17 protein-coding genes and 1 pseudogene are annotated in these 24,254 nt (G+C 66.2%); 3 read left to right on the top strand and 15 right to left on the bottom strand.

The window, feature by feature from the left end; genetic code table 11:
- Positions 1–18 precede the first annotated feature (18 nt).
- From ECTPHS_RS15350 to ECTPHS_RS01215, 3 genes are all read right to left on the bottom strand, one after another.
- Positions 19–3,687, bottom strand: a complete 3,669-nt coding sequence (locus ECTPHS_RS15350) for an AAA family ATPase (protein ID WP_008930850.1) — start codon at positions 3,685–3,687, stop codon at positions 19–21.
- Positions 3,688–3,698: 11 nt separating this feature from the next.
- Positions 3,699–4,934 carry an exonuclease SbcCD subunit D C-terminal domain-containing protein gene (locus ECTPHS_RS01220; protein ID WP_008930849.1) on the bottom strand — a complete coding sequence of 412 codons (1,236 nt, stop codon included), beginning with the start codon at positions 4,932–4,934 and terminating at the stop codon, positions 3,699–3,701.
- 193 nt (positions 4,935–5,127) lie between these two features.
- Positions 5,128–6,393 carry a NupC/NupG family nucleoside CNT transporter gene (locus tag ECTPHS_RS01215; protein WP_008930848.1) on the bottom strand — a complete coding sequence of 422 codons (1,266 nt, stop codon included), beginning with the start codon at positions 6,391–6,393 and terminating at the stop codon, positions 5,128–5,130.
- Positions 6,394–6,717: 324 nt separating this feature from the next.
- On the opposite strand from ECTPHS_RS01215, the gene katG reads away from it, so the two are divergent.
- Positions 6,718–8,907 (top strand): catalase/peroxidase HPI, encoded by a 2,190-nt coding sequence (katG, locus tag ECTPHS_RS01210; protein ID WP_008930847.1) that lies wholly within the window; start codon positions 6,718–6,720, stop codon positions 8,905–8,907.
- 220 nt (positions 8,908–9,127) lie between these two features.
- Positions 9,128–10,384: a D-amino acid dehydrogenase gene (locus tag ECTPHS_RS01205; protein WP_008930846.1), complete on the top strand. Its 1,257-nt coding sequence runs from the start codon at positions 9,128–9,130 to the stop codon at positions 10,382–10,384.
- Between the two features lie 2 nt (positions 10,385–10,386).
- Here ECTPHS_RS01205 and ECTPHS_RS01200 read toward each other — a convergent pair.
- From ECTPHS_RS01200 to ECTPHS_RS01190, 4 genes and pseudogenes are all read right to left on the bottom strand, one after another.
- Positions 10,387–10,605, bottom strand: a pseudogene (locus tag ECTPHS_RS01200) (hypothetical protein); the annotation flags it as partial.
- On the bottom strand, positions 10,602–11,588 hold the full coding sequence (rhuM, locus tag ECTPHS_RS01195; RefSeq protein WP_008930844.1) for a Fic family protein: 987 nt from the start codon (positions 11,586–11,588) through the stop codon (positions 10,602–10,604). The gene rhuM and the pseudogene ECTPHS_RS01200, both read right to left, overlap by 4 nt.
- Positions 11,585–11,743, bottom strand: a complete 159-nt coding sequence (locus ECTPHS_RS14745; RefSeq protein ID WP_008930843.1) for a hypothetical protein — start codon at positions 11,741–11,743, stop codon at positions 11,585–11,587. The genes rhuM and ECTPHS_RS14745 overlap by 4 nt, the downstream gene beginning before the upstream one ends.
- Before the next feature lie 42 nt (positions 11,744–11,785).
- Positions 11,786–12,700, bottom strand: coding sequence for a LysR family transcriptional regulator (locus ECTPHS_RS01190; protein ID WP_008930842.1), 915 nt, complete (start codon positions 12,698–12,700; stop codon positions 11,786–11,788).
- A gap of 112 nt (positions 12,701–12,812) precedes the next feature.
- Between ECTPHS_RS01190 and metE the strand changes: the two genes are divergently transcribed.
- The gene (metE, locus tag ECTPHS_RS01185) at positions 12,813–15,152 is read left to right on the top strand and encodes a 5-methyltetrahydropteroyltriglutamate--homocysteine S-methyltransferase (RefSeq protein ID WP_008930841.1); all 2,340 of its coding nucleotides are present in this window, start codon (positions 12,813–12,815) and stop codon (positions 15,150–15,152) included.
- Here the strand turns inward: metE and ECTPHS_RS01180 are convergent.
- From ECTPHS_RS01180 to fmt, 8 genes are read right to left on the bottom strand one after another with little or no spacing between them, the layout of a single operon-like run.
- A complete protein-coding gene (locus ECTPHS_RS01180; RefSeq protein ID WP_008930840.1) occupies positions 15,115–16,077 on the bottom strand; it encodes a lipid A biosynthesis acyltransferase in 963 nt (320 codons plus the stop codon). The genes metE and ECTPHS_RS01180 overlap by 38 nt on opposite strands.
- Positions 16,074–16,406 (bottom strand): tetratricopeptide repeat protein, encoded by a 333-nt coding sequence (locus ECTPHS_RS01175; RefSeq protein WP_008930839.1) that lies wholly within the window; start codon positions 16,404–16,406, stop codon positions 16,074–16,076. The genes ECTPHS_RS01180 and ECTPHS_RS01175 overlap by 4 nt, the downstream gene beginning before the upstream one ends.
- A gap of 11 nt (positions 16,407–16,417) precedes the next feature.
- Positions 16,418–17,791 carry a Trk system potassium transporter TrkA gene (gene trkA / locus ECTPHS_RS01170; protein WP_008930838.1) on the bottom strand — a complete coding sequence of 458 codons (1,374 nt, stop codon included), beginning with the start codon at positions 17,789–17,791 and terminating at the stop codon, positions 16,418–16,420.
- Positions 17,788–19,161 (bottom strand): sigma-54 dependent transcriptional regulator, encoded by a 1,374-nt coding sequence (locus ECTPHS_RS01165; protein ID WP_008930837.1) that lies wholly within the window; start codon positions 19,159–19,161, stop codon positions 17,788–17,790. Before ECTPHS_RS01165 ends, trkA begins: the two co-directional genes overlap by 4 nt.
- Entirely contained in the window at positions 19,158–21,371 is a 2,214-nt protein-coding gene (locus tag ECTPHS_RS01160; RefSeq protein ID WP_008930836.1) for an ATP-binding protein, read from the bottom strand. Before ECTPHS_RS01160 ends, ECTPHS_RS01165 begins: the two co-directional genes overlap by 4 nt.
- Entirely contained in the window at positions 21,356–21,940 is a 585-nt protein-coding gene (locus ECTPHS_RS01155) for a DUF4390 domain-containing protein (RefSeq protein ID WP_008930835.1), read from the bottom strand. The genes ECTPHS_RS01160 and ECTPHS_RS01155 overlap by 16 nt, the downstream gene beginning before the upstream one ends.
- Entirely contained in the window at positions 21,937–23,238 is a 1,302-nt protein-coding gene (gene rsmB, locus ECTPHS_RS01150; RefSeq protein WP_008930834.1) for a 16S rRNA (cytosine(967)-C(5))-methyltransferase RsmB, read from the bottom strand. The genes ECTPHS_RS01155 and rsmB overlap by 4 nt, the downstream gene beginning before the upstream one ends.
- Positions 23,239–23,289: 51 nt before the next feature.
- The gene (gene fmt / locus ECTPHS_RS01145; RefSeq protein WP_008930833.1) at positions 23,290–24,252 is read right to left on the bottom strand and encodes a methionyl-tRNA formyltransferase; all 963 of its coding nucleotides are present in this window, start codon (positions 24,250–24,252) and stop codon (positions 23,290–23,292) included.
- Positions 24,253–24,254: the final 2 nt, after the last annotated feature.

Genomic DNA, 24,254 nt, shown 5'->3' with positions numbered 1-24,254 from the left:
GGGAACATTATGGCGAAATCATGCGCCCCCACGACACCCCGGACCGCTGATCCGGCTCGTGCCACCGGTCTGGGGGGTCACCTGGATGCGGGTGGCAATGCGTTCCTTCAGTGCGGATACATGGGAGATCAGGCCGATCAGCTTGCCCTCTTCCCTCAGCCCCGCCAGGGTCTGCAGGGCCGTATCCAGGGCATCGTCGTCCAGGGTGCCGAACCCTTCGTCCAGAAACAGGGAATCCACCCGTACCTGGCGCCCCGCCATACGGGACAAGCCCAGCGCCAGGGACAGACTGACGATGAAACCCTCGCCGCCGGAGAGGTTCTTGGTGGAACGGATCTCGCCCCCCTGGTAGCTGTCGATCACGTTCAACTCCAGCGGCTGGGCCTCGTCGCGGATCAGCAGATAACGGTCCGTCATTTTCTGCAACTGCCGGTTGGCGTGGCCGATCATCAGGTCGAAGGTCAGCCCCTGGGCAAAGTTGCGGTATTTCTTGCCGTCGGCGGACCCGATGAGTTCATGCAACTGATCCCAGCGGTCACACTCCCGTTGCTGTGCCTCGATGGCCGCCGTCTGCTCCCGATACCGGTGCCGCAGGGTATCATTGTCCGCCAGGCGCTGACGCAGTCCGCCGATCGCCTGCTGCACCGCCTGATGGGCACGGATCTGCTCCGTCAGCTGTTCCCGCAGTACCACCAGGGGCTGATCGGTCAAAGCCTGTTCCCGGGCCGTCGCCAGCAGACGGCGGGTGTCCTCGGCGCGGGCGTCCAGGGCCACCCGCTCCGCCTCCAGTGCCTGGGCCTGTTCGCTCAGTGCCCGGCGCTCGGGTTCCGGCAGACAGGCGGCCTGGAAGTCGGCCTCATCCGCCAGGCCCAGCGCCTCCAGGCGCTGCCGGAAGGCCGTCTCCGCCTCCCGCAGCCGGGGTTCCCGCTCCGCCAGGGCCGTGCGCAGATCCTCCAGCCGGATGCGCAACTGCCGGCATTCATCCCCCGTCCGGCGGGCCTGTTCCCGGGCCGACTCCAGCGCCCCGTCCGCCGCTTCCACGGCGGCCTCCAGCGGTTGCTGTTCCGTCTCCGGCGACTGCTCCCCCAGTAACCGCCGGCGCTCGGCCCAAAGGGCCTCGGTCGACTGTTTCAGGGTGTCGGCCTGGGTGGACCGCTGATGCACATCCTCGACGCTGTCCCGGATCTGTCCGGCACGATGGGTCATGCCGATCTCCAGGGCCTTGAGTTCTCCCTCCAGGGTCGCCAGGGCCTGCCGGCGGGACTGCCATTGATCATGACGCTGTTCCAGTTGTTCCAGCAGCGCGGGCAGGGATGCCCGCTCGACGGACCGGATACCCAGCGGCTGCACCGAACCCAGCAGCAGATCCTGCTGCCGGGCCAGACGCGTCCGCAACTCCGACAGCTCCCCGTCCAGTCGCCGGACCGTCGCCGCTTCCCCATCCCGGCGATGACCGGCGGCCATCAAGGCCTTTTCCGCCTCGACCAGCGCCTCCCGGGCCTGCTCCAATGCCTGTCGACGCCCCTCCAGCGCCGTCTGGTCCGCCTCCACCGCCGCAATGCGCGAGGCGACGGCCTTCAGTTGATCGGCATTCTCCCCGGCCAGGGACTCCAGTCGCCCGGGCCACTCGGGGTCCGCCGGCGCCAGGGCTTCCCCATGGCGGACCAGTTCGGTGGTCCACGCCTCCAGAGCCATGGCCTGGGTCTGCCGTTCCCGGGAAATCCGTTCCAGATCCTTATCCACCTGGGCCCGTCGAACCCGCAGATCCGTGTCCTGTTGCCGCAGGGTCTTCAGTTCGGTCCTGACCCGCTCAAGGGCCTCCCGGGTCTCGTCCGCCGCGGGCACATTGCCCCGTGCATAGGGGTGGTCAAGGGCGCCGCACAGGGGGCAGGGTTCCCCGTCCCGTAACTGCCCACGCGCCGATTCCAGGGCCTCGATGCGCTGCAGCAGACCCTGCTGGGTCTCCAGCAATGTCGCCTTCTCCTCCAGCCCGTGGAGCCGTTCGGCCAGGGTTCCGGTCTCCCCGCCCAGACGCTCAAGGTCTGCGGACAGTCCCTGCTCCTCCACCACCAGGGCCGCCAGCCGGGAGTGAGCCTGATCCCGGGCCGCCAGGGCCTCCCCGGCCTGCCGGATCCGCGTCTCCCGCGCCTGCAACGCCGCCAGATCCAAGCGCCAGTCGGCCAGGGTCCGGCCCTGCAGCCGGGTTTCCATGACCTGGTGGATCTCCTGCCACCCGGCCTGCAGATCCTGCTGCGCCAGGGTCAAGGCTTCAAACCGCTCCTGGCAGGCCTGTCGCTCCGCCTCGGCCCGTTCCTGGGCCTCCCGACACTGCCGAAACGCGGTGATCCCCTCATCCTGCTGTCGATGCAGGGCCTCCAGGGCATTGGCCTGCTCCCGGATGCCGGTCAGCCGCCCCACCAGGGTTTCATCGGCACGGGTCCGGTCCAGTTCACCACGCAATGCCTCGATCTGTTCCCGACCCGCCTGCAACCGCGTTTCCGCCCCGGTCTGTTCCGCCTGCAGAGCCTCCAGACGCTGTTTCGAGGCGGTCAACACCTCATGGGACTGAGCCAGGGCGGCGCGCCGGTCGGCGACCTGCAGATCCAGTTCCCGTACCTTCTGCAGCACCGGCAGACGCGCCCGCAGCCTCTCGCGGGCGGTGTTCAGTTGTTCCTGCGTTTGCTGCAGGACGGCTTCCGCCTGCCGGACCGCCGCCTCGGCACCGGGCAACTCGGCCTCACCGGCAACCTGCCGCGCCCGATCCCGTGCCTGACCCTGGCGCAACTGGATCAAGGCGGCATGATCGCCCGCCAACTCCAGGGCCTGCCGGGCCCGGTGCAGCCGCTGCCGATCCGGGGCGAAGGCCTCGATACGGGCCTCAAGATCCGCTGCCTCCTCCCGGATCCGCGCCTGGGCGGCCTCCAGTGTCGCGATCCCCTCCAACCAGTCGACGGCCTTGCGCTGCTGTTCCACCTGTGCGTGCAAGGCCGTCTCCTGGGCCTGCCGCGCCGCCAGTTCCGCCGACAACTGCTGCTCTTCCTCCGGGCTGAGCAGACGCATGCCTTCCAGCGCCGTCCGTAGATGCTCAAGGGTGCGGCGGGCCTCGCCGCGACGCTCATGCACGGCCACGGAGATGCGGCTGTAGATCTCCGTGCCGGTGATCTGCTCCAGGATCGGCGCGCGCTCGTCCGGCGGCGCCTGCAGGAAGGCCGCAAAACCGCCTTGGGCCAGCAGCATGGAACGGGTGAAACGCTCGAAATCCATGCCCGTGGCCTGTTCGATCTGTTCCGCCACCCCCCGGACCTTGGCCTCGAAGATCTCCCCGGTGTCCGCATTGGCGATCTCGTGGCGGGGGGCCTGCAACTCTCCGTCGGGCCGCCGTCGGGCCCGGTGCTGACTCCAGTGGCAACGATAGCGCCCCGCCGGCGTCTCGAAGGTGACTTCGGCAAAGCAGTCACCCGTGTGCCGGGACATGACCTCGTTGCCGCTGCGGTTGACCCGGTGCAGGCGCGGCGTGCGCCCGTACAGGGCCAGGCAGATGGCGTCCAGCAACGTGGTCTTGCCGGCGCCGGTGGGACCGGTGATGGCAAAGATGCCGTCGGCGGTGAAAGCGGGATGGGTCAGGTCGATCTCCCATTCACCGGCCAGGGAATTGAGGTTCTTGAAACGTATCTGCAGGATGCGCACGGGGCAGAGTCCTATTCCGCAAGCGGGTCGGCATCATGGAGGGCGGCCACGGTCTCCCGATAGGCCAGGCGCAGGGACGGCCGCTGCGTGTCCGGCACTTCATGCCGGGTCAGGCAGCGTTCGAAGACATCATGGACATCCAGATCATCCAGGGTTTCCCGGTCGTGGCACTGCGCCAGCACACGGTCGATGACCCGGGCATTCTTCAGCCGCAGGACCTCCAGACGGCTGCCCGCCAGGATCTCGTCCAGCCTTGCCCGCAGATCACCGATCACCGCCTCCCCCTCGTAGATGACCTCCAGCCAGGCCCGCGAGTCGGCGGCAACCAGTTCCCGCAACCGGGCCTGGATCACCTCCCAGTCGCCACGCACCCGGGCCAGGGGTTGGAACACCGGCACCTCCGGACAACGCACTGTCAGGGTGCCGCCCGCCTCCAGTTCCACCAGACAGACGCTCTTGCGCTGCCCGGCCTCGCCAAACCCCATGGGCAGGGGCGAGCCGCTGTAGCGCACCCGCTCCGAGCCCTGCACCGTCTGCGCCACGTGCAAATGGCCCAGGGCCACATAGTCCAGACCATCAGGGAAGATATCGCGACCCACGTGGGCCAGAGACCCCACATACAGATCCCGCACGCCGTCGCCGTCCATCGTCCGGCCACCGGCGGTGAACAGATGGCCCGTGGCGAGCATGGGCGGATGCCCGTCCAGTTCGGCCCGGCGCCGACAGGCCAGTTCGACCACGGTGCGGTAATGGTCACGGATCCCCTCGATCAGCTTGCGATCCTTGTCTTCCACGCTCTCCCCCGCCTCCACCCGGCGGATATCCCGGTCCCGCAGATAGGGCACGGCGCAGACCACCAGTTCCGCCGTCCCCGTCTCCGGGTGATGCAGGACCAGCACCTCGTCGGCAAGGTCGTCGGGCACGGCGCCGATCACATGCACATCCAGCACCTTCAGCAGTTCGCGGGGGGCATCCAGAAAGGTGGGGGAATCATGATTGCCGGCCACCACCACCACATGCCGACAGCAGGAACCGGCCAGTCGGCACAGAAACCGGTAATACAGGGACTGGGCCCGGTTGCTGGGGGTGCTGGTGTCGAACACATCCCCGGCCACCACCAGCACATCCACCCCGGCGTCCTCGATGAGCACGGCCAGCCAATCCAGAAAGGCCTCAAATTCCTCATAACGCTGGCGGCCGAAAAGACGTCGGCCCAGATGCCAGTCGGAGGTGTGGAGGATTTTCAATGTTCAAGCCCCCCTCGCGCTACCGGCGTCGCCCCAATGCCGGCAATGGCACGGCGGTTCGTCGGCACCATGGGTGCCGACATTGTTGAAGAAATGCTCCATCGGAAACTCCGCCACACTCTGCTCCTTCACTCCCAACCACTCCAACACTCCCAAACACGCCGTGGCAACAGAGGCCCATGTCCTTCCCCACTCACCCCAACGGCGTCAGCAACCCCACTACGGCTCCGGTCATCAGGGTGGCCAGTGTCCCGGCCACCAGGGCTCGCATCCCCAGTGCCACCACCTCGCCACGCCGCTCCGGCACCATCGCGCCCAGACCACCGATGAGGATGCCCAGACTGCCCAGGTTGGCAAAGCCGCTCAGGGCATAGATCAGGATGAGCTCGGAACGCGGGGAAAGCACCTGAGGGTCCAGCTGCGCCAGCTGCAGGAAGGCCAGCATTTCGTTGAGGACGGTCTTCACACCCAGCAATGTCCCGGCCACCTGGGCCTCCGCCCAGGGAATGCCCATCAACCACGCCAGCGGCGCCATGATCCAGCCCAACAGGCGTTCCAGGCTCAGGTCGGCTCCCCCCACCGCGGGTAGCAGGCCCAGCAGGCCGTTGGCCAGGGCCACGAGGGCGATCAGCACCACCAGCAAGGCCACGATCTGCAGCAACAGCTCCAGTCCCCGCAGGGTACCCCGGGTGATGGCGTCCATGGTCCCGGCCGCCGGATCCAGCCCCTCGTCCAGCGCCCCCTGAGTGGCCGGGCCGGTGGCGGGGACCATCACCGCCGCGATCAGCAGCGCCGCGGGCAGGCTGATCACCGAGGCAATGATCAGGTGCCCCAGGGCGTCATCCAGCACATGGCCGATGAAGGTGGCATAGAGCACCAGCATGGTGCCCGCCAAAGTGGCCATGCCCACGGTCATCAGGGCAAACAGCTCGCTTCGGGTCATGCGCGCCAGATAGGGTCGCACCAGCAGAGGGGACTCCACCATGCCCAGAAAGACATTGGCCGCCGTCCCCACCCCCAGGGCTCCGCCGATGCCGAAACTGCGCTCCAGCACCCGGGAAGCCCCGCGAATGATCAGCGGCAACACACGCCAGTGGAACAGCAAGGCCGACAGGGCACTCATGACCAGGATCAGCGGCAAGGCCTGGAAGGCGAAGACAAAGGCCTGCCCGGCCCCTTCGGCCTCGAAGGGTAACTCGGCACCACCCAGATAACCGAAGACAAAGGCCGTGCCCGCCCGAGTGGCCTGGCTCAGGGCAATGACCAGTTCGTTGGCCCACAGGAACAGATGACGTCCGCCCGGCACCCACAGCAACAACGCCGCCAGACCGAACTGCAGTCCCAGGCCCGCCGCCACCGCCCGCCAGGGCATGCGCCAGCGATCCTCGCTGAGCAACCAGGCGATACCGATGAAGACCACCAGCCCGGCAATTCCCTGCACCATCAACACGGGTGCCATCTCCCAGGTTTTACATGCGGGGAGGATAACCCGCGAATGGCAGACCGGGGTATCCGGAGGCACGGCCTCCATCCGAAAACCCAAACAGCCAATGATTGACTAAAACTATTACCAAAATGGAAACCATTTATTTGAATATATTACCCATACCCTCTATAACTTAATAACGAAAGCAGGGCGAACGGATTAACGCGAGTCACTCCCGGCAACAATCACCGGGGAATCTGGTCTCGCACAGCCGCCTGAGCGGGTTGCCCTGCCCCGAACGGGGACTGAATTGACGGATCAAGACCAACCAACCAAGCAGAAAATGGGGAGATAGACATGGCCGGAAATAACGTCAGCAGCGGAGGCAAGTGCCCGGTGGTACACGGCGGCAACACCGCCAGCGGGGCTTCCAACATGGAATGGTGGCCCAATGCACTGAATCTGGACATCCTTCATCAGCATGACACCAAGACCGACCCCCTGGGCGAGGACTTTGATTATGCAGAGGAATTCAAAAAGCTGGATCTGGAAGCCGTAAAGCGGGACCTGCGGGCGCTGATGACGGACAGCCAGGACTGGTGGCCGGCCGACTGGGGGCACTACGGCGGCTTGATGATCCGCATGGCCTGGCACGCCGCCGGCACCTACCGCATTGCAGACGGCCGCGGGGGGGCCGGGACCGGCAACCAGCGCTTTGCGCCGCTCAACAGCTGGCCCGACAACGTCAACCTGGACAAGGCCCGTCGCCTGCTGTGGCCGATCAAGAAAAAGTACGGCAACCAGCTCTCCTGGGCCGATCTGATCATTCTGGCCGGCAACATGGCCTACGAGTCCATGGGTCTGAAGACCTTCGGCTTCGCCGGCGGCCGCGCGGACATCTGGCATCCGGAAAAAGACATCTATTGGGGCTCCGAAAAGGAATGGCTGGCCAAGTCCGGCGGCGAAGGTAGCCGCTACTCCGGCGAGCGCGACCTGGAAAACCCCCTGGCCGCCGTGATGATGGGCCTGATCTACGTCAACCCGGAAGGGGTGGACGGCAATCCCGACCCACTCAAGACCGCCCATGACGTGCGCATCACCTTTGCCCGCATGGCGATGAACGACGAGGAAACCGTGGCCCTGACCGCCGGTGGCCATACCGTGGGCAAATGCCACGGTAACGGCGATGCCTCCAAGCTGGGCGCAGACCCCGAAGGGGCCGGCGTCGAGGAACAGGGTCTGGGCTGGCATAACCCCCAGGGCAAGGGCTGTGGCCGTGAAACCATCACCAGCGGCATCGAAGGCGCCTGGACCACCTACCCCACCCAGTGGGACAACGGCTACTTCAAAATGCTGCTGGAACACGAATGGGAGCTGAAGAAGAGCCCGGCCGGTGCCTGGCAGTGGGAGCCTGTCGATATCAAGGAGGAAGACAAGCCGGTGGACGTGGAAGATCCGTCCATCCGCTATAACCCGATCATGACCGACGCTGACATGGCCATGATCAAGGACCCCATCTATCGGGAGATCTCCGAGCGCTTCTACAAGGATCCTGAGTATTTCAACGAGGTCTTCGCCAGGGCCTGGTTCAAGCTGACCCACCGCGACCTGGGGCCGAAGAGCCGCTACCTGGGTCCGGACGTGCCCCAGGAAGACCTGATCTGGCAGGACCCCATCCCCACCGTGGATTACACCCTGGATGATGGCGAAATCGCCGATCTCAAGAACAAGATCCTCGCCAGCGGCCTGAGTGTTTCCGAGCTGGTCGCCACTGCCTGGGACAGTGCCCGTACCTTCCGTGGTTCCGACTACCGGGGCGGCGCCAACGGCGCCCGGATTCGTCTGGCGCCGATGTGCAACTGGGAAGGCAACGAGCCGGAACGTCTCAAGAAGGTACTGGGCGTGCTGGAAGGCATCCAGTCCGGCCTGAGCAAGCCGGTGAGCATGGCCGACCTGATCGTGCTGGGCGGCACGGCGGCGGTGGAAAAGGCGGCACGAGATGCCGGCGTGGACATCACCGTGCCCTTTGCACCGGGCCGTGGGGATGCCACCGAGGAGATGACCGACACCGAGTCCTATGCCGTGCTGGAACCCATCCACGACGGCTACCGCAACTGGCAGCAGAAGGACTATGTGGTCACCGGCGAGGAGCTGTTGCTGGACCGCACCCAGCTGATGGGGCTGACCGCCCCGGAAATGACGGTGCTGGTGGGCGGCATGCGCGTCCTGGGCACCAACCATGGCGGCACCCGGCATGGTGTGTTCACGGACCGCGTGGGCGTGCTGAGCAACGACTTCTTCGTCAACCTCACCGACATGCGCTACAGCTGGAAGCCGGCCGGCAACAACCTCTACGAAATCCGTGATCGCAAGAGCGGCGAGGTGAAGTGGACGGCCACCCGGGTCGACCTGGTGTTCGGTTCCAACTCGGTCCTGCGTTCCTACGCCGAAGTCTATGCCCAGGACGACAACCGGGAGAAGTTCGTCAAGGACTTCGTCAAGGCCTGGGTCAAGGTGATGAACGCGGATCGCTTTGATCTGAAGTAAGCCTCGTGATGGAGGCCCCGCCTCCATCATTCCCCCTGAAACCCTCGGGCGCAGCCGTCTTCCGGCCGCGCCCTTTTTTCATCCGCCGCCCCTGATCTGCTGAAAGTCCGTGACTGGCTCCCCGTCTCATCAACTTTTCCGCCAAACAGAAAACTTTCCCGCACCGAATCATTCTTACCTGAAAAGACCCATCCCCTTCCCGGCGTATGAGGCTCCACCCATGAAAGTTCTGGTATTGGGCAGTGGCGTGATCGGTGTCACCAGCGCCTGGTATCTGGCCAGGGCGGGACACGAAGTGACGGTGATCGACCGGCTGGAGGAACCGGCCATGGAAACCAGTCACGCCAATGCGGGCATGCTGTCGTTCGACCACTCCACCCCCTGGGCCGCACCGGGCGTCCCCTTCAAGGCCATCCGATGGCTGACGCAGGACCTCGCCCCCCTCTACATCAACCCAAGGGCCATCGACATTCGGGCATTGGGCTTTCTGGTCAGGATGCTGGGGCAGTGCACCAGCTCGGCCTTCACGGTGAACAAGGAACGCATGCTGCGGGTGGCCCGTTACAGCGCCGAATGCTTCAAGGCACTGCGGGAAGAACTGCCGCTGCACTACGATGGCCGTCAGAAGGGCACCCTGGAACTGTTCCGCACGGAAAAGGATCTGGCGGAGGCCGGCGACAATGTGGCCATCCTGGAGCGCTGGGATATTCCCCACGCCGTGCTGGACGTGGACGCCTGCATCCGCCATGAACCGGCCCTGGCCCACGTGCGGGAAAAGATCGCCGGAGGCGTGCTGCTGCCGGGAGACGAGACCGGTGACTGCCGCAAGTTCACCCTTGCCCTGGCAAAGGCCTGTGAAACCCTGGGCGTGACCTTCCTGATGAACACCTCGGTCGAGGCCATCGACACCGGCAACGGGAAAATCACCGGCGTCAGGACCTCCACCGGCACCCTGACCGCCGACCGCTACGTAGTGGCGCTGGGCTGTGAATCACCCAGGGTACTGGGCGGGATCGGCATCCATCTGCCCATCTATCCCCTCAAGGGCTACTCCCTCACCATGCCGATCCTGGACGAGGATCGGGCACCCCAGTCCACGGTGATGGACCAGAAGTACAAGGTGGCCGTCACCCGCTTCGACCACCGCATCCGGGTGGGCGGGATCGCGGAGATCGCCGGCGACAACAAGGACCTGCCGCAACAGCGCCGGGCGGCCATCGAATTCGTGGTGCGCGACCTGTTCCCCGGCGGCGGCGCGGTGGAGGCGGCGGAGTTCTGGACCGGACTGCGCCCCATGACCCCGGACAACGTGCCCATCCTGGGCGGGACCCGCTACGACAACCTGTTCCTGAACACCGGCCACGGCACCCTGGGCTGGACCATGTCCCTGGGCTCGGCAAGATTCGTGGCCGATCTGGTCAGCGGACGTTCCCCGGACATCGATCCCACGGGCCTAGGGGTGGATCGTTACCGCTGAACGGCATCGGCCTCGATCACCGCAAGCTTCTGGCCGCGATAGATCAGCACGTAGTCGGCGATGTCCTGCCTGGCCCGTTTGCCGCCGCCCTGCAGCCGACCGAGGGTGATCACCTCACGCCGTACCCGGCTGGCCTCCATCACACCCCACCCTGCCTCCTTCAGGGCCGGGTCGATGAGTTCTGCGCGGGTTTCGGCTTCGTTGAGGCCGGCTTCCTTCACTCTCGGGCTCCAGCCAGCATGTTCATGATCAGGCGGATCATGGTCTCCTTGTGGGCGGCATCGGACTCGGCCACCAGCAGGGTCAGGGCCGCAAGGCCCACGTCGTTGATCACCGGCTCACCTGCCGCATTCAGCAAGCGGCCATTACGGTGGAGGAAGTCCACGAACAAGAAGGCCGCGCTGCGCTTGTTGCCATCGGAAAACGGGTGGTTCTTGACCACGAAATACAGCAGATGCGCGGCCTTGGACTCCACGCTGGGATAGGCCGGCTCACCAAACACGCTCTGATCCAGATTGCCCAGCAGCGAGGCCAGACCGTCGCCCCGGTCCCGGGCGAACAGATCGGTGGCTTCGCTGCGGGCCATGAGCTCGGATTTCAGACTGTCCAGCGCGGCCCGCGCCTGTTCCAGTGTGGGCAGACTTCCACCCGGCTGAGCACGTGGCTCGGTCAGCAGGCCCTCGTCGTAGCGCTGTAGCAGCAGAAAGGTCTGGGCGTAGCGGCTGACGATATCCACCAGACCACGACCGCTGCCCGCGTCCAGCGCCGGGCTTTGCGCGGCCTTGCGCACCAGCGCCAGGGCCGCCTCCAGTTCCCGGGCGTTTTCCTCGAAGCGCTGGCGGTTCAGGGTCCAGCCCTGGGTGAGGTGTTCGCGCAGGACGCGGGTGGCCCACTGGCGGAAGCGGGTACCCTGATGAGACTTGACGCGGTAACCCACTGAAATGATCACATCCAGGTTGTAGAACTCCACTGGCTTGTCTGAGTTTGCACTATGCATTTTTTGCATAGTAGTCTCCCGATCCAACTCACCCTCCCGGTAAGCATTACCAACATGGCGCGAGATCACCGACTGATCCCGCCCAAACAGCACGACCATCTGCGCCTGGCTAAGCCAGACAGTCTCGCGGTCGGTATCCAGCCGCACCTCGACGGCCTTGCCGGCGTCCTCGAAAATGATGATGGGGGCTTGGGTTTCAGCGGTCATGCAACTTCCTCCTTGTTGTGGATTGCATTGGATACTTCCTTGTCTGTGGTGAGTTCGCCGGAGAAGGTTTTTTGCAGGAGAGATTGTTTGAGTTCAGCTAGGGATGTGAGTTTTTGTTGGTAGATGGATTCGAGCCGTTGGGTTTCTTCAATCATCGTTTCTGATCCGGAGGAGACGGATGCGGGCCGCCACGGGCATCATGCCGTCGGCGGTTCCGCGCGGTCCCGAAGGGTGCGCGCCAGCGCGATGAAGGCGCGCAGATAGTCAATGTCGACATCGGCTTGCCGGATACCAAGAAAGATCTGCTTGGCGATGCCCTGCGCCCCCAGCGGCACCGAGGTCAGGTCAAGCCGCTGGGCATGTTCCTCCACCAGCCAGCGCGGCAGGGCCGCCACGCCGCGTCCGCCGGCCACCATCTGCAGCATGATGTCGGTGGTCTCGATGGGCTTGTGACGCTTGGGCCGGATGCCCGCCGGCAGGAGGAATCGGGTGTAGATGTCGAGCCGGTCGATGGCCACCGGATAGGTGATCAACGTCTCTTCCGCGAGTTGCGCCGGCTCCACGAAGGGGACATGGCAGAGGCGATGCCCCTTGCCGACCACGAGCACCTGCTCATAGTCAAACACCGGCTCGAACCGCAGACCGCGGGTGTAGAGGGGATCGGGCGTGACCAGCAGGTCGATCTCGTGGCCGAACAGCGCGCCGATGCCGCCGAACTGGAATTCCTGCTTCACGTCCACGTCCACGTCCGGCCAGGCGTCAAGGTAGGGGGCGACCACCTTCAGCAGCCACTGATAGCAGGGATGGCATTCAATGCCGATGCGCAGGGCGCCACGCTCCCCCTGGGCGAATTGCCGCAGACGGGCTTCCGCGTGGGCAAATTGGGGCAGCAGGCGATGGGCCACCGCCAGCAGATATTCACCCGCCTGGGTCGGCCGCAGACTTCGGCCCTCCCGGTACCAGATGGCCACGCCGAGCTGCGCTTCCAGCTTGCGCACCGCATGGCTCAGGGCCGACTGGGTGAGATGCAGGTGCTCGGCGGCGGCGGTCAGGGAGCCGTGCTGATCCACGGCACGGATGATCGCCAGATGGGAACGGTCCAGGTGTGTCATGGCATACGCCTCACATGAATTTCATACATGCTTTAATGAAATAAAACCATTTTTATTCATGTTAATGGCCGATCAGAATGGTGTCATCCATTCACCACGCAGGACAATCGGCATGGCCATCACGCACAACCTCGGCTTTCCCCGCATCGGTGCCAGGCGGGAATTGAAGTTCGCTCTGGAATCTTACTGGAAGGGTGAGTCATCCCTGGATGCCCTCAAGGCGGTGGGCGCCCAGCTGCGCGCGCGCCACTGGGAGGACCAGGCAGGCCTGGACCTGGTACCGGTGGGGGATTTCGCCTTCTATGACCAGATGCTCGACATGAGCTTTACGCTGGGTAACCTGCCCGAGCGCGTGCAAGGCTTCGAAGGGGATGCGCTGGACAACTATTTCCGCGTCGCCCGCGGGCGCTCGGCACCCGAAGCGGATGCCCGGGCCCGTTGCGGAGGCGTCGCCGCCGGCGAGATGACCAAGTGGCTCGACACCAATTATCACTACATCGTGCCGGAATTCACCGCCGACACGGCTTTCAGGCTTGATGCCTCCCGTCTGCTGGCGCAGCTGGAGGAAGCCAGGGCACAAGGCGTGGGCGCCAAGCCGGTCATCATCGGTCCGGTGACCTATCTGGCGCTGGGCAAGTCGAAGGATGGGGCCGACCGCCTCGCCCTGCTCGATCGCCTGCTGCCGGTGTACGGAGAACTGCTGAACACCCTGGCGGCCCATGGGGTCGAGTGGGTGCAGATCGACGAACCCATCCTGGTCACTGAACTGGACGCGCCGTGGCGCCATGCCTTCGAGGACGCCTATCACACCCTCAAGAGCGTGCCCGTGAAGCTGCTGCTGGCGACCTATTTCGGCGAACTCCAGGACCAGCGCTATCTGGTCGCCAACCTGCCCGTGGCTGGCCTGCACATCGACGCCATCAACGGCCGCGATGACATCACGCCGCTGCTGAACCTGCTGCCTTCCGGCAAGGTGCTGTCGCTGGGTGTCATCAACGGGCGCAATATCTGGAAGACCGATCTGAACGGGGTGCTGGACTGGCTGGAGCCGATCCACGCGCAGCTCGGCGAGCGCCTGTGGATCGCGCCGTCCTGCTCCCTGCTGCACGTGCCGGTGGACCTGGACAGCGAGCGCAAGCTGGATGGCGAGATCCAGTCCTGGCTGGCCTTCGCCAGGCAGAAACTGGAGGAACTGCGCATCCTGGCGACCGCGCTGAATCAGGGGCGCGAGGCGGTCAGGGCCGAACTGGACGCCAACCGCGCCGCCATGGAGGCGCGCCGCCGCTCTCCCCGGGTGAACAATCCGGCCGTGAAGGCGGCCATCGCCGGGATCAATGCCGCAATGGGCCAACGCCGGAGCCCCTATGCCGAACGCGCCATCCGGCAGGCGGCGCGACTCCAGCTGCCGAAGTTCCCCACCACCACCATCGGCTCGTTCCCGCAGACCAGCGAAATCCGGGTGGCGCGGCGGCGTTTCAAGGCGGGTGAGATCGACGCGGCAGCCTATCAGGAGATCATGCACGGGGAGATCGCGCGCTGTGTGCGCGAGCAGGAGGCGCTTGGGCTGGACGTGCTGGTGCACGGCGAGGCCGAGCGCAACGATATGGTGGAGTATTTCGGTGAACAGCTCGACGGCTACGCCTTCAGCCAGTTCGGCTGGGTGCAGTCCTACGGCTCCCGCTGCGTCAAACCGCCCATCCTGTTCGGCGACATCAGCCGCCCGCGGCCGATGACCGTGGACTGGATCAGCCATGCCAAGTCGCTCACCGACAAACCCATGAAGGGCATGCTCACCGGCCCGGTGACCCTCCTCAACTGGTCCTTTGTGCGCGACGACCAGCCGCGCGCGGTGTCCTGCCGGCAGCTGGCGCTGGCCATCCGCGAGGAGGTGCTGGACCTGGAAAAGGCCGGCGTGGGCATCATCCAGATCGACGAGGCGGCACTGCGCGAGGGCCTTCCCCTGCGTCGTTCCCAGTGGCAAGACTATCTGGACTGGGCGGTGGAATCCTTCCGCATCACCGCCAACGGGGTGGGCGACGAGACCCAGATCCACACCCACATGTGCTATTCGGAGTTCAACGACATCATTGAGTCGATCGCCGCCATGGATGCCGACGTGATCACCATCGAGACCTCCCGCTCCGACATGGAACTGCTGGATGCCTTCGACCGTTTCAAGTACCCCAACGAGATCGGACCCGGCGTCTATGACATCCACTCGCCCAACATCCCGACCGAAGCCCACATGGTCGACCTGATGACCAAGGCCGCGGAGCGGATTCCCGCCGAACGCCTGTGGGTGAATCCGGATTGCGGCCTCAAGACCCGCCAGTGGAACGAGGTGATCCCGGCCCTGACCCGGATGGTGGCCGCCGCGAAGACGCTGCGTGCCGCCCATCCCGGGTCGTCCGCCACTAGTAGACGCGCGGCTCCCCTTGCGGCCGGGTCTTGAAGAAACGCAGTGTCCACAGGTACTGGGCCGGATCCCGGCGGATGAGCGCTTCCAGCGCGGCATTCATGCGGGCCGCGTCGGTCGCGTCATCCCCGGTGGGAAAGTCTTCCAGCGGCGGCGCCATCACCAGCTCGTAGCAGTCCTCATCGGTGCGGTAGAAGCCGATGGCGGGTACCACCGGTGCCCCGGTGAGTTTCACCAGACGCCCCAGGGCCGGTACCGTGGCCTTGGGGATGCCGAAGAAGGGAGCGAACACGGCGTGCTCCCGGCCCAGGTCCTCGTCGCCCAGGTAGTAGAACACCTTGCCCAGGCGGATATGACGAATGGCCGGGCGCAGGCCCTGGTCCCGGGAGAACATGGCGGCGCCGTACTGAGATCGGCTGCGGGTGTTGATCCACTCCACCACCGGGTTGGACATGGGCTTGGCAAAGGATACGCCGCCCACCTCCAGGCTCAGCCGCAGACCGCCGAAATCCAGCGCCGGGGCATGGGCGGCACAGAGGATCACCGGCCGACCGGCCTGCTGCATGGCCAGTACCCCGGCCTCGTCCACCAGCCGGATGCGCTCCCGGTGGCGGCGGCGGCTGCCGAACCACAGCAGGGGGTAGTCGACGAAGCATTGACCGGCGATGCGGAAATGGTCCCGCAGCACCTGTTCCCGGCGGGCGGCGTCCCAGTCGGGGAAGCACAAGCGCAGGTTCACGTCGGCAAAGTGCCGACGCTTGCCGCCGCTGCGCCAGGCCATCCAGCCCACCAGCCGGCCCAGCCCCAGGGCCACGGGACGCGGCAGCCCCATAACCGCCCACAGCAGGCCGATGCCCAGCCAGGTGGGCCAGTAGCGGGGATGGAGCATGAAGGCGCGAAAGGGGGGCAGGTAGCCCCCGGGGGCGTGTTCCCGCCCGCTGGTGTCGGTCACTTCCGTCATTGATCCTGCCCGGCCAGCTGTTTCTCCGCCCGCTTGCGGAACACCTGCATCTCCTTGACCGCCTGCAGGTCGCCCTTCTGCCCGGCCACCCGGATGCCTTCGTCGAAGGCCTCGATGGCCTCGTGCAGGGCACCCCCCTCGGCCAGGGCCCGGCCCAGCAGTTTCCAGGCGGCGGAATAGCCGGGGTCGTGGCCCACGGCGGCCCGCAGATGGATGGCGGCCTCTCCCGGCTGCCCTTCCGCCAGATGGGCATTGCCCAGGGTGAAACGCAGCATGGCATTGTCCTGGCCGGCGGCCAGCATGGCTTCAAAACGCTGAATGTTGCTCATGAATGAACCCCCTAGAGGAAGGTCACGCTCACCTGGAACAGGCGCTCGACCTCGTTGACGCGGCGCTTGTCGGTGAGGAAAAGAATCACATGGTCTTCCGCCTGGATGACCGTGTCGCGGTGGGCGATGATGACCTCGTCCCCCCGCACCAGGGCACCAATGGTACAGCCCCGGGGCAGGTTGATCTCCTCCACCATGCGTCCCACCACCCTGGAGGTCTTGCTGTCGCCGTGGGCGACCGCCTCGATGGCTTCGGCGGCACCGCGGCGCAGGCTGTGCACCGCCACCACGTCACCCCGGCGCACATGGGTGAGCAGGGCGCCGATGGTCACCTGCTGGGGGGAGATGGCGATGTCGATGATGCCGCTCTGCACCAGTTCCACGTAACTGGGGCGGTTGATCAGGGACATCACCGTGCGCGCCCCCAGGCGCTTGGCCAGCATGGCGGAAAGGATGTTGGCCTCGTCATCGTTGGTCACCGCCACGTAGACATCGGTGTTTTCGATGTTTTCCTCGATCAGAAGCTCCTCGTCGGCGGCATCGCCGCCGAGCACCACCACGTTGTCCAGCACCTCGGCCAGCTCCCGGGCCCGCACCGGGTTGTGCTCGATGAGCTTGACGGAAAAACGCGGACCCAGGGCCTGGGCCAGGCGCTTGCCGATGTTGCCGCCGCCGGCGATGATGAGCCGCCGATAGGGCTTGTCCAGCTTGCGCAACTCGCTGGTGACGGCGCGAATGTTGCGCCGGGCGGCGATGAAGAAGACCTCGTCGTCCACCTCGATGACGGTCTGGCCGTCCGGGTAGATGGCGGTGTCCTTGCGGAAGATGGCGGCCACCCGGGTCTGCACCCCCGGCATGTGGCTGGCCAGGTGGCGCAGTTCCTTGCCCACCAGCGGGCCGCCGTGATAGGCCCTCACCGCCACCAGGGAGACCCGGCCATCGGCAAAGTCCAGCACCTGCAGGGCGCCGGGGTGCTCGATCAGGCGCTGGATGTAGTTGGTGACCTCTTCCTCGGGGCTGATGAGCACGTCGATGGGCAGGGCTTCGGGGGCGAACAGGGCCGGATAGCCCAGGTATTCCACACCGCGGACCCGGGCGATCTTGGTGGGGGTGTGGAACAGGGTGTAGGCCACCTGGCAGGCGATCATGTTGGTCTCGTCGGAATTGGTGACCGCGATGATCATGTCCGCGTCACGGGCACCGGCCGCTTCCAGCACCTCCGGATGGGAGGCAAAACCGGTCACCGTGCGCAGGTCCAGGCGATCCTGCAGGGCACGCAGGATGTCCGACCGGGTATCGATGATGGTGATGTCGTTGGCCTCGCTGGACAGGTTATGGGCCACGGAACTGCCCACCTGCCCTGCCCCCAGGATCAGGATCTTCATTCTTTCGCCTTCTTGGGCTCGATGCCGAGGGCGCGCAGTTTACGGTACAGATGCGTGCGTTCAAGCCCTACCCGCTCCGCCAGCCGGGTCATGTGGCCGTCCACCTGCTCCATCTGGCGCAGCAGGTAGTCCCGCTCGAACTGCTCCCGGGCTTCCCGCAGGGGCAGGTCCACATCCACCGACGGGGCGTCCCGGCAGTCCTGGGCCAGAGGACCGCGCCCGGCCAGGGCGGCCTGTGCCTCGTCCGCGTCCACTTCCTCGGTATTGCCGAGGATCAGCAGGCGCTGCACCAGATTGCGCAACTCACGGATGTTGCCGGGCCAGGGATACCGGGCCAGACGGGCGCAGGCGGCATCACTGAAGCGGCGGCGGGGCAAACCTTCCTCCTGGTGCAGGGACTCGGCCTGATGGCGCAGCAGCTCGGGAATGTCCTCCGGATGCTCGCGCAGCGGCGGGACGTGCAGGGGCACCACGCTCAGGCGATAGTACAGATCCTCCCGGAAGCCACCGGCACGCACCAGGGCGCGCAGGTCCTCGCGGGTGGCGGCCACCACCCGCACATTGACGGCGATGGGATCACTGCCGCCGACCCGGGTCATGCGCCGGCTCTCCAGGGCGGACAGCAGGCGGCCCTGGGTATGCAGGTCCATCTGCGCCACCTCGTCCAGATAGAGCACGCCCCCCGCGGCCTGCTCCAGCAGGCCGTAGCGGATGCGGTTGCCCTGTTCCTGGCCGAAGATCTCCACCGCCGCCTCGTCGGCGTTCATCGCCCCCACCGGCACCTCCACGAAGGGACGGGATGCCCGGGCACTGTGACTGTGCAGATAGCGGGCAAAGGTCTGCTTGCCCACCCCCGCCTCGCCGCTGATAAGCACCCAGGTGTCATGCTGGGCAATGCGCAGCACCTGCTCCCGCAGGGCCTGCATCACCGCGCTGCTCCCCTCCGGGTGGACCCCATGCCCGAACCGGCGGCGCAGACCGATGTTCTCCCGGGTCAGGCGGTCCGCTTCCAGGGTCCGCTCCACCGTCAGGGTGAGCTTGGCCATGGACAGGGGCTTTTCCAGAAAGTCGTAGGCCCCCAGGCGGGTGGCCTCCACCGCCGTCTCCACCGAGCCATGGCCGGACATCATGATGACCGGACTGGGCTGGCCGCCGGCCTCGCTCCATTCCTTGAGCAGGCTGATGCCGTCACCGTCCGGCATCCAGATATCCAGCAGGATGAGGTCGAAACGGCGTTGGCGCCGCTGCTCCCGGGCTTCCTCCACGGTGCCGGCCACGGCCACGACGTAACCCTCGTCCTCCAGGATCTCCTGAACCAGGGTCCGGATATCCGGTTCGTCATCCACTACCAGGATACAGGCCTCTTTCACACAACCTCCCGTACATCACTGTCCTCGACATGGAGACTGCCGGGGCCGGACAGGGGCAGATGGATCACGATCTGCGCCCCGCCCCCGGCGGGATTCTCCGCCCAGACCATGCCGCTGTGTTCTTCGACGATCTTCTTGACGATGGCCAGGCCAAGCCCCGTGCCCCGATGCTTGCTGGTGACATAGGGCTCGAACAGACGCGGCATCATGTCCTCGGACAGGCCGCGCCCGTTGTCGCGCACCCGGATCTCCACCATGTTGCGCTGCGCGTCCTGGATACAGCAGGTGGCCAGTTCCAGCTCGCCCCCGGAGACGCCTTCCAGGGCCTCCAGGCCGTTCTTGATCAGGTTATGCAGCAACTGGCGGATACGCCCGGCGTCCGCCGTCAGGGTCGGCAGGGACTCATGCAGTGCCAGGGTGAATCGTACCGGGCTGTCCCCGTGCCGATACAGCTCCACCACTTCCCGCACCAGCCGGTTCAGATCCAGGGGCGAGGGGGTCATGGCCGGGGGACGGGCATAGTCGCTGAAGGCGTTGACCATGGCCTTCATGGCCTCCACCTGCTGCACGATGGTATGGGTGGCCCGCCGGAGTACCTGTTCCTCCTCCGGCCCCAGATGGGGCTGCAGCTTCTTCTGCAGACGCTCGGCGGAGAGCTGGATCGGGGTCAGGGGGTTCTTGATCTCGTGGGCCAGGCGCCGGGCCACCTCGGCCCAGGCGGCATCCCGCTGGGCCTGCAACAGGGTGGTGATGTCGTCGAACACCACCACCGGCCCGCCCCGCAGCCCGCCCCCGTAGGAGAGCCAGACACCACGACACATGAGCACCTTGCGACCACTGGCCCCGAAAACGGTGAGCTGCTCGGTCCACTCCGGCTCCCGCTGGTTGAAGCGGCCTTGCAGGGCCTGGATGAAGGTTTCCACCACCCGGGAGTACTGTCCGATCTCCTCCAGGGAGCGTCCCAGATGGCGCTCCAGATCCACTTCCAGGATCTGCGCGGCGGCGGCGTTGGCGGTGCGCAAGGTCAGGCGCCGGTCCAGGGTGATGACCCCGGAAGACAGGTTCTGCAGTACCGTCTCCAGATACATGCGCTGACTTTCCGCCAGGCGCCGGCTGCGCTCCACCTCGTCCCGGGTGGCGGCCAGGGTGGCGGTCATGCTGTTGAAGGAGCCCACCAGGAAACCCAGTTCGTCGTTGCGGGTGACCAACAGCTTCTTGTGATATTCGCCCGCCGCCACCGAGCGGGTCCCCTCCGCCAGTTCCTGGATGGGGGCCACCAGGCGCCCGGAAAAATACAGGGCCGCCCAGATGGCGGTCATGACCGATATCAGCAGGGCCAGGGAGAGGGTGGTGTTGAAGCTCTGTTTCAGGGGGACCCGCAGATAGGCAAACGCCTTGTAGTCGGAGAAGGCGTCCTGGACGCTGTCCGCCAGCACGCCCATGCGGGCCGCCACCGGATAGACCGCCTGCAGGATGCGGCCGTCCCCGGTGGGGTCCCGGGACGGAATCTGGGTCACCACCCGGATGTGCAGGCCACTTTCGTAAACGGGCTCCAGCGCGGTGTAGGTATTGCCCTGGGACAGGATCAGCAACACCTCGCCCGCCGGCAGGACCGGCAGGCGCTGCACCCGCTCACCGCTGGCATAGGCGATGATGCGGTTGTTGGCCCCGAACAGGGACAGCTCCTGGGCCTGGCTGCTCTCCCGCATGTCCCGCAGCCTCAGGGCGGCCAGGGTCTCGGGCACGTCCACCAGCTCCCGCGCCAGCAGCTCGGTCTGACGGGCATGCTGGCGCACCCGCAGGTCCAGGGAGGAACGGGACAGCTCCAGGGCATCTTCCAGGGCCTTTTCCACCCGCACGTCGAACCAGCTGTCGATGCCCTCGTCGAGGAACTTGAGGGAGAAGTAATAGACGATGGTGACCGGCAGCAGGGACAGCCCCACGAACAGGACCAGCAGCTTGGCGGTGAGCCGCGATCCCGGCTCCCGGCGGATCACCTGCCGGCTCACCCGCAGCAGACGCACGCAGATGGCCAGCGCCATGATGACCAGGGCCAGGGAGTTGAACAGCAGCACCCAGACATAGAGCCGCTCGAAGCGCTCGGAATTCTGCGCCGCATCCCCCATCACCACCAGGGAACCCAGCAGCAGCACGAACACCACGGCCATGAAGATCAGCCCCACGGGGGCTCTTTTCAGCGCAGCGACCATGCGAACCACTCACTCACCGGACTCCATTCGCGGGACAGATACCCCCGCACCCGCAGCGGCAGGGGCAGGTCTTCCGCCTTCAGGCGGGCGCGCAGACGAACGGTGTAGTCCTGGTCATCCTCCAGCAGGGCGGCATCCAGCAGCGGCAGTTCCCGTAGGTCCCCCAGGGTGAACAGGGCGGACTCCAGTCGATAGAAGGCCCGCTGGACGCCGGTATTGAGGTGGGTGACGATGTAGAGACGGCTCAAGGCGTGATACTCCACCCGATACCGCTGCACCAGCTCGGCCACCGTGGCGTTCCACAGCCAGTCCCGGCCGCGGGTGATCTCGATCTGGACCTCGAAGGTCAGCTTGACGCCGTTGTGTAGTGCCTGATTGAGATTGCGGGTAAGCCGGTAGTCGATATCCGCATTGAGCAGGTAGATACCGCTGACCAGTTCGGTCCCGGCCCAGCGCACCTTGAGGGGATTGTCATCCGACGAGGCCGCCAGCACGCCCGGCCATGCCAGCAGGAAAGCCAGCAACAGGGCCGGAGCGGCGGTTCGGGGCTGGCGGGTCAGGGCATTCAAGATCGGCTCAGCAGGGCATAGTAGAATCCGTCCCCCCCCTGCTCACCGGCACACAACTGACGGCCGGCCTCGACGCTCACCCCCCAGGCGGCCTCGATGGGCCGCTCACGGGCCGTGGGCTCTTCGGCCAGAAAACGGGCAACCGTCATGACATTTTCCTCCGGCATCAGGGAGCAGGTCACATAAAGAAGCATACCCCCGGGGGCCAGCAGGGGCCAGAGTGCCCTCAACAGACGGGCCTGTTGAGCCTGCAATGCCCGGATGTCCTCCTCCCGGCGCAGGTGCTTGATGTCCGGGTGGCGACGGATCACCCCGGTGGCGGAACAGGGTGCATCCAGCAGGATGCGGTCATAGCCGGGACCCTGGTGCCACGCCTCGGGGGCGCCCGCGTCGGCGGCGATCAGGCGGGCCTCGTACCCGCCCCGCCGCAGATTCTCCCGCACCCGCTCCAGGCGGGCGGGGTCCGCATCCACGGCGGTGAGATCCAGATCCCCCCCGGCCTGCTCCAGCAGGTGCAGGGTCTTGCCGCCCGGCGCGGCGCAGGCATCCAGTACCCGTATGCCCGGGGCGCAGGCCAGCAACGGCGCGGCGAGCTGGGCCGCGACATCCTGAACCGACACCATCCCCTGCTCGAACCCCGGCAGCCGTTCCACCGCCACCGGCTGCGCCAGGGTGAGCGCCGTCTCCACCCGGGGATGGGGTTGGGACGCCAGGCCCTGATCCGCCAGGGCGCCCTGGTAATCATCCCGGCTGACGCGGGCTGTATTCACTCTCAGGGTCATGGGGGGGTGGGCATTGAGCGCCTGGCAGAGGGCTTCGGTGTCTTCGCCATGGGCGGAAGCCAGGCGACGGTAAAGCCAGTCCGGCAATGCATGGCGCACGGCGGGATCCTGGTCCACGAGCCGGGCCGTCTCGTCCATCTCCCGCTGGGCGCGCCGCAATACCCCGTTGATGAGTCCCACCGCCCATTTCTTGCGCAGCCGCCGCCCCAGGTCCGCCGTCTGCTGGATGGCCGCATAGTCCGGGGTGTTCATGTGCAGCAGCTCGAACAGGCCCATGGCCAGGGCGCAGGCCACGTCCTGATCCCGCCCTCGCAGGGGCTTGTCCATCCACTGCGCCAGCATGGCTTCCAGGCGGCGATGCCAGCGCAGGGTGCCGTAGCTCAGGGCCTGCACCAGTCCCCGGTCACGGGCGCCGACCTGATCGAGCCGGGGCGGCAGGGCCTCGAACAGGGAGACGCCGTCCCGCAGGACACGCAGGATGACGCCGAGGGCGGCTTCACGGGCAGACAGGGACATGCATGACTCCGGTGGTATTGCGGCAGGACGCCCGCGAGGGGCGTGGGTCGATCAAAGGGCCTTGCCCCCATCGTCTCCCAGACAGGTCCCCAGGAGCGATCGTGCATTCAGGAAGGCCTTGGCCTCCAGGGGCTTGCCGCCGGGCAACTGCAGGCAGGTGATGCGCAGGATCCCCTCGCCGGTGGCGACGTCGATCCCCTCCGGCCCCTCCGCCACCACGGTGCCCGGCGTCGCGCCGGTGCCGGCGGCCGGCAGGGAGCGGGACATCCATAGCCTCAGCGGCTGTCCCTGATACAGGGTCTGGGCCACCGGCCAGGGGTTGAAGGCGCGGATGCGACGGTCCAGCACCGCCGCCGGCAGCGACCACTCCAGCAAGGCTTCGGCCTTGTCCAGCTTGCGGGCATAGGTGGCCAGCGTCTCGTCCTGGGGTTCGGGATGGAGCCGACCGTCGGCCAGGTCATCCAGGCAGGGCAGCAGCAATGCCGCCCCCATCGCCGCCAGGCGGTCATGCAGGGTCCGGGCGGTGTCGGCGGGGGTGATGGGGCACGCCCCCTTGAGCAACATGTCACCGGTATCCAGGCCGGCCGCCATCTGTATCAGGGTGACGCCGGTGCTTTCATCCCCTTCCGCCAGGGCCCGCTGGATGGGCGCCGCGCCCCGCCAGCGGGGGAGCAGGGAGGCATGGATGTTGACGCAACCCAGCCGGGGAATGTCCAGAACCGACTGGGGCAGGATGAGGCCGTAGGCCGCCACCACCATCAGGTCCGGCCGATACTCCCGCAGTCGCGTCTGCACCGGTTCGGGGCGCAGGCGCTCGGGCTGTTCCACCGGGATCCCGTGGGCCAGGGCCACCTGTTTCACCGGGCTGGGGGTCAGCTTGCGGCCGCGCCCCGCCGGGCGATCCGGCTGGGTATAGACCGCGACGACGTCATGGGGGGAGGCAATCAGTGCCTCAAGGGCCGGCACCGCGAAATCGGGGGTGCCGGCGTAGATGATGCGCAGGGGACTGGGCAATG

This window comes from Ectothiorhodospira sp. PHS-1 (assembly GCF_000225005.1).
Lineage (GTDB): Bacteria > Pseudomonadota > Gammaproteobacteria > Ectothiorhodospirales > Ectothiorhodospiraceae > Ectothiorhodospira.
This window is presented reverse-complemented; position numbering and strand designations above follow the sequence as displayed.

Excerpts from the sequence above, each read along its gene's own strand:
- ECTPHS_RS01215 (WP_008930848.1), bottom strand. The coding sequence starts at position 6,393 with ATGGCACCCGTGTTGATGGTGCAGGGAATTGCCGGGCTGGTGGTCTTC.
- katG (WP_008930847.1), top strand. The coding sequence starts at position 6,718 with ATGGCCGGAAATAACGTCAGCAGCGGAGGCAAGTGCCCGGTGGTACAC.
- ECTPHS_RS01205 (WP_008930846.1), top strand. The coding sequence starts at position 9,128 with ATGAAAGTTCTGGTATTGGGCAGTGGCGTGATCGGTGTCACCAGCGCC.
- rhuM (WP_008930844.1), bottom strand. The coding sequence starts at position 11,588 with ATGACCGCTGAAACCCAAGCCCCCATCATCATTTTCGAGGACGCCGGC.
- ECTPHS_RS14745 (WP_008930843.1), bottom strand. The coding sequence starts at position 11,743 with ATGATTGAAGAAACCCAACGGCTCGAATCCATCTACCAACAAAAACTC.
- ECTPHS_RS01190 (WP_008930842.1), bottom strand. The coding sequence starts at position 12,700 with ATGACACACCTGGACCGTTCCCATCTGGCGATCATCCGTGCCGTGGAT.
- metE (WP_008930841.1), top strand. The coding sequence starts at position 12,813 with ATGGCCATCACGCACAACCTCGGCTTTCCCCGCATCGGTGCCAGGCGG.
- ECTPHS_RS01180 (WP_008930840.1), bottom strand. The coding sequence starts at position 16,077 with ATGACGGAAGTGACCGACACCAGCGGGCGGGAACACGCCCCCGGGGGC.
- ECTPHS_RS01175 (WP_008930839.1), bottom strand. The coding sequence starts at position 16,406 with ATGAGCAACATTCAGCGTTTTGAAGCCATGCTGGCCGCCGGCCAGGAC.
- trkA (WP_008930838.1), bottom strand. The coding sequence starts at position 17,791 with ATGAAGATCCTGATCCTGGGGGCAGGGCAGGTGGGCAGTTCCGTGGCC.
- ECTPHS_RS01160 (WP_008930836.1), bottom strand. The coding sequence starts at position 21,371 with ATGGTCGCTGCGCTGAAAAGAGCCCCCGTGGGGCTGATCTTCATGGCC.
- rsmB (WP_008930834.1), bottom strand. The coding sequence starts at position 23,238 with ATGTCCCTGTCTGCCCGTGAAGCCGCCCTCGGCGTCATCCTGCGTGTC.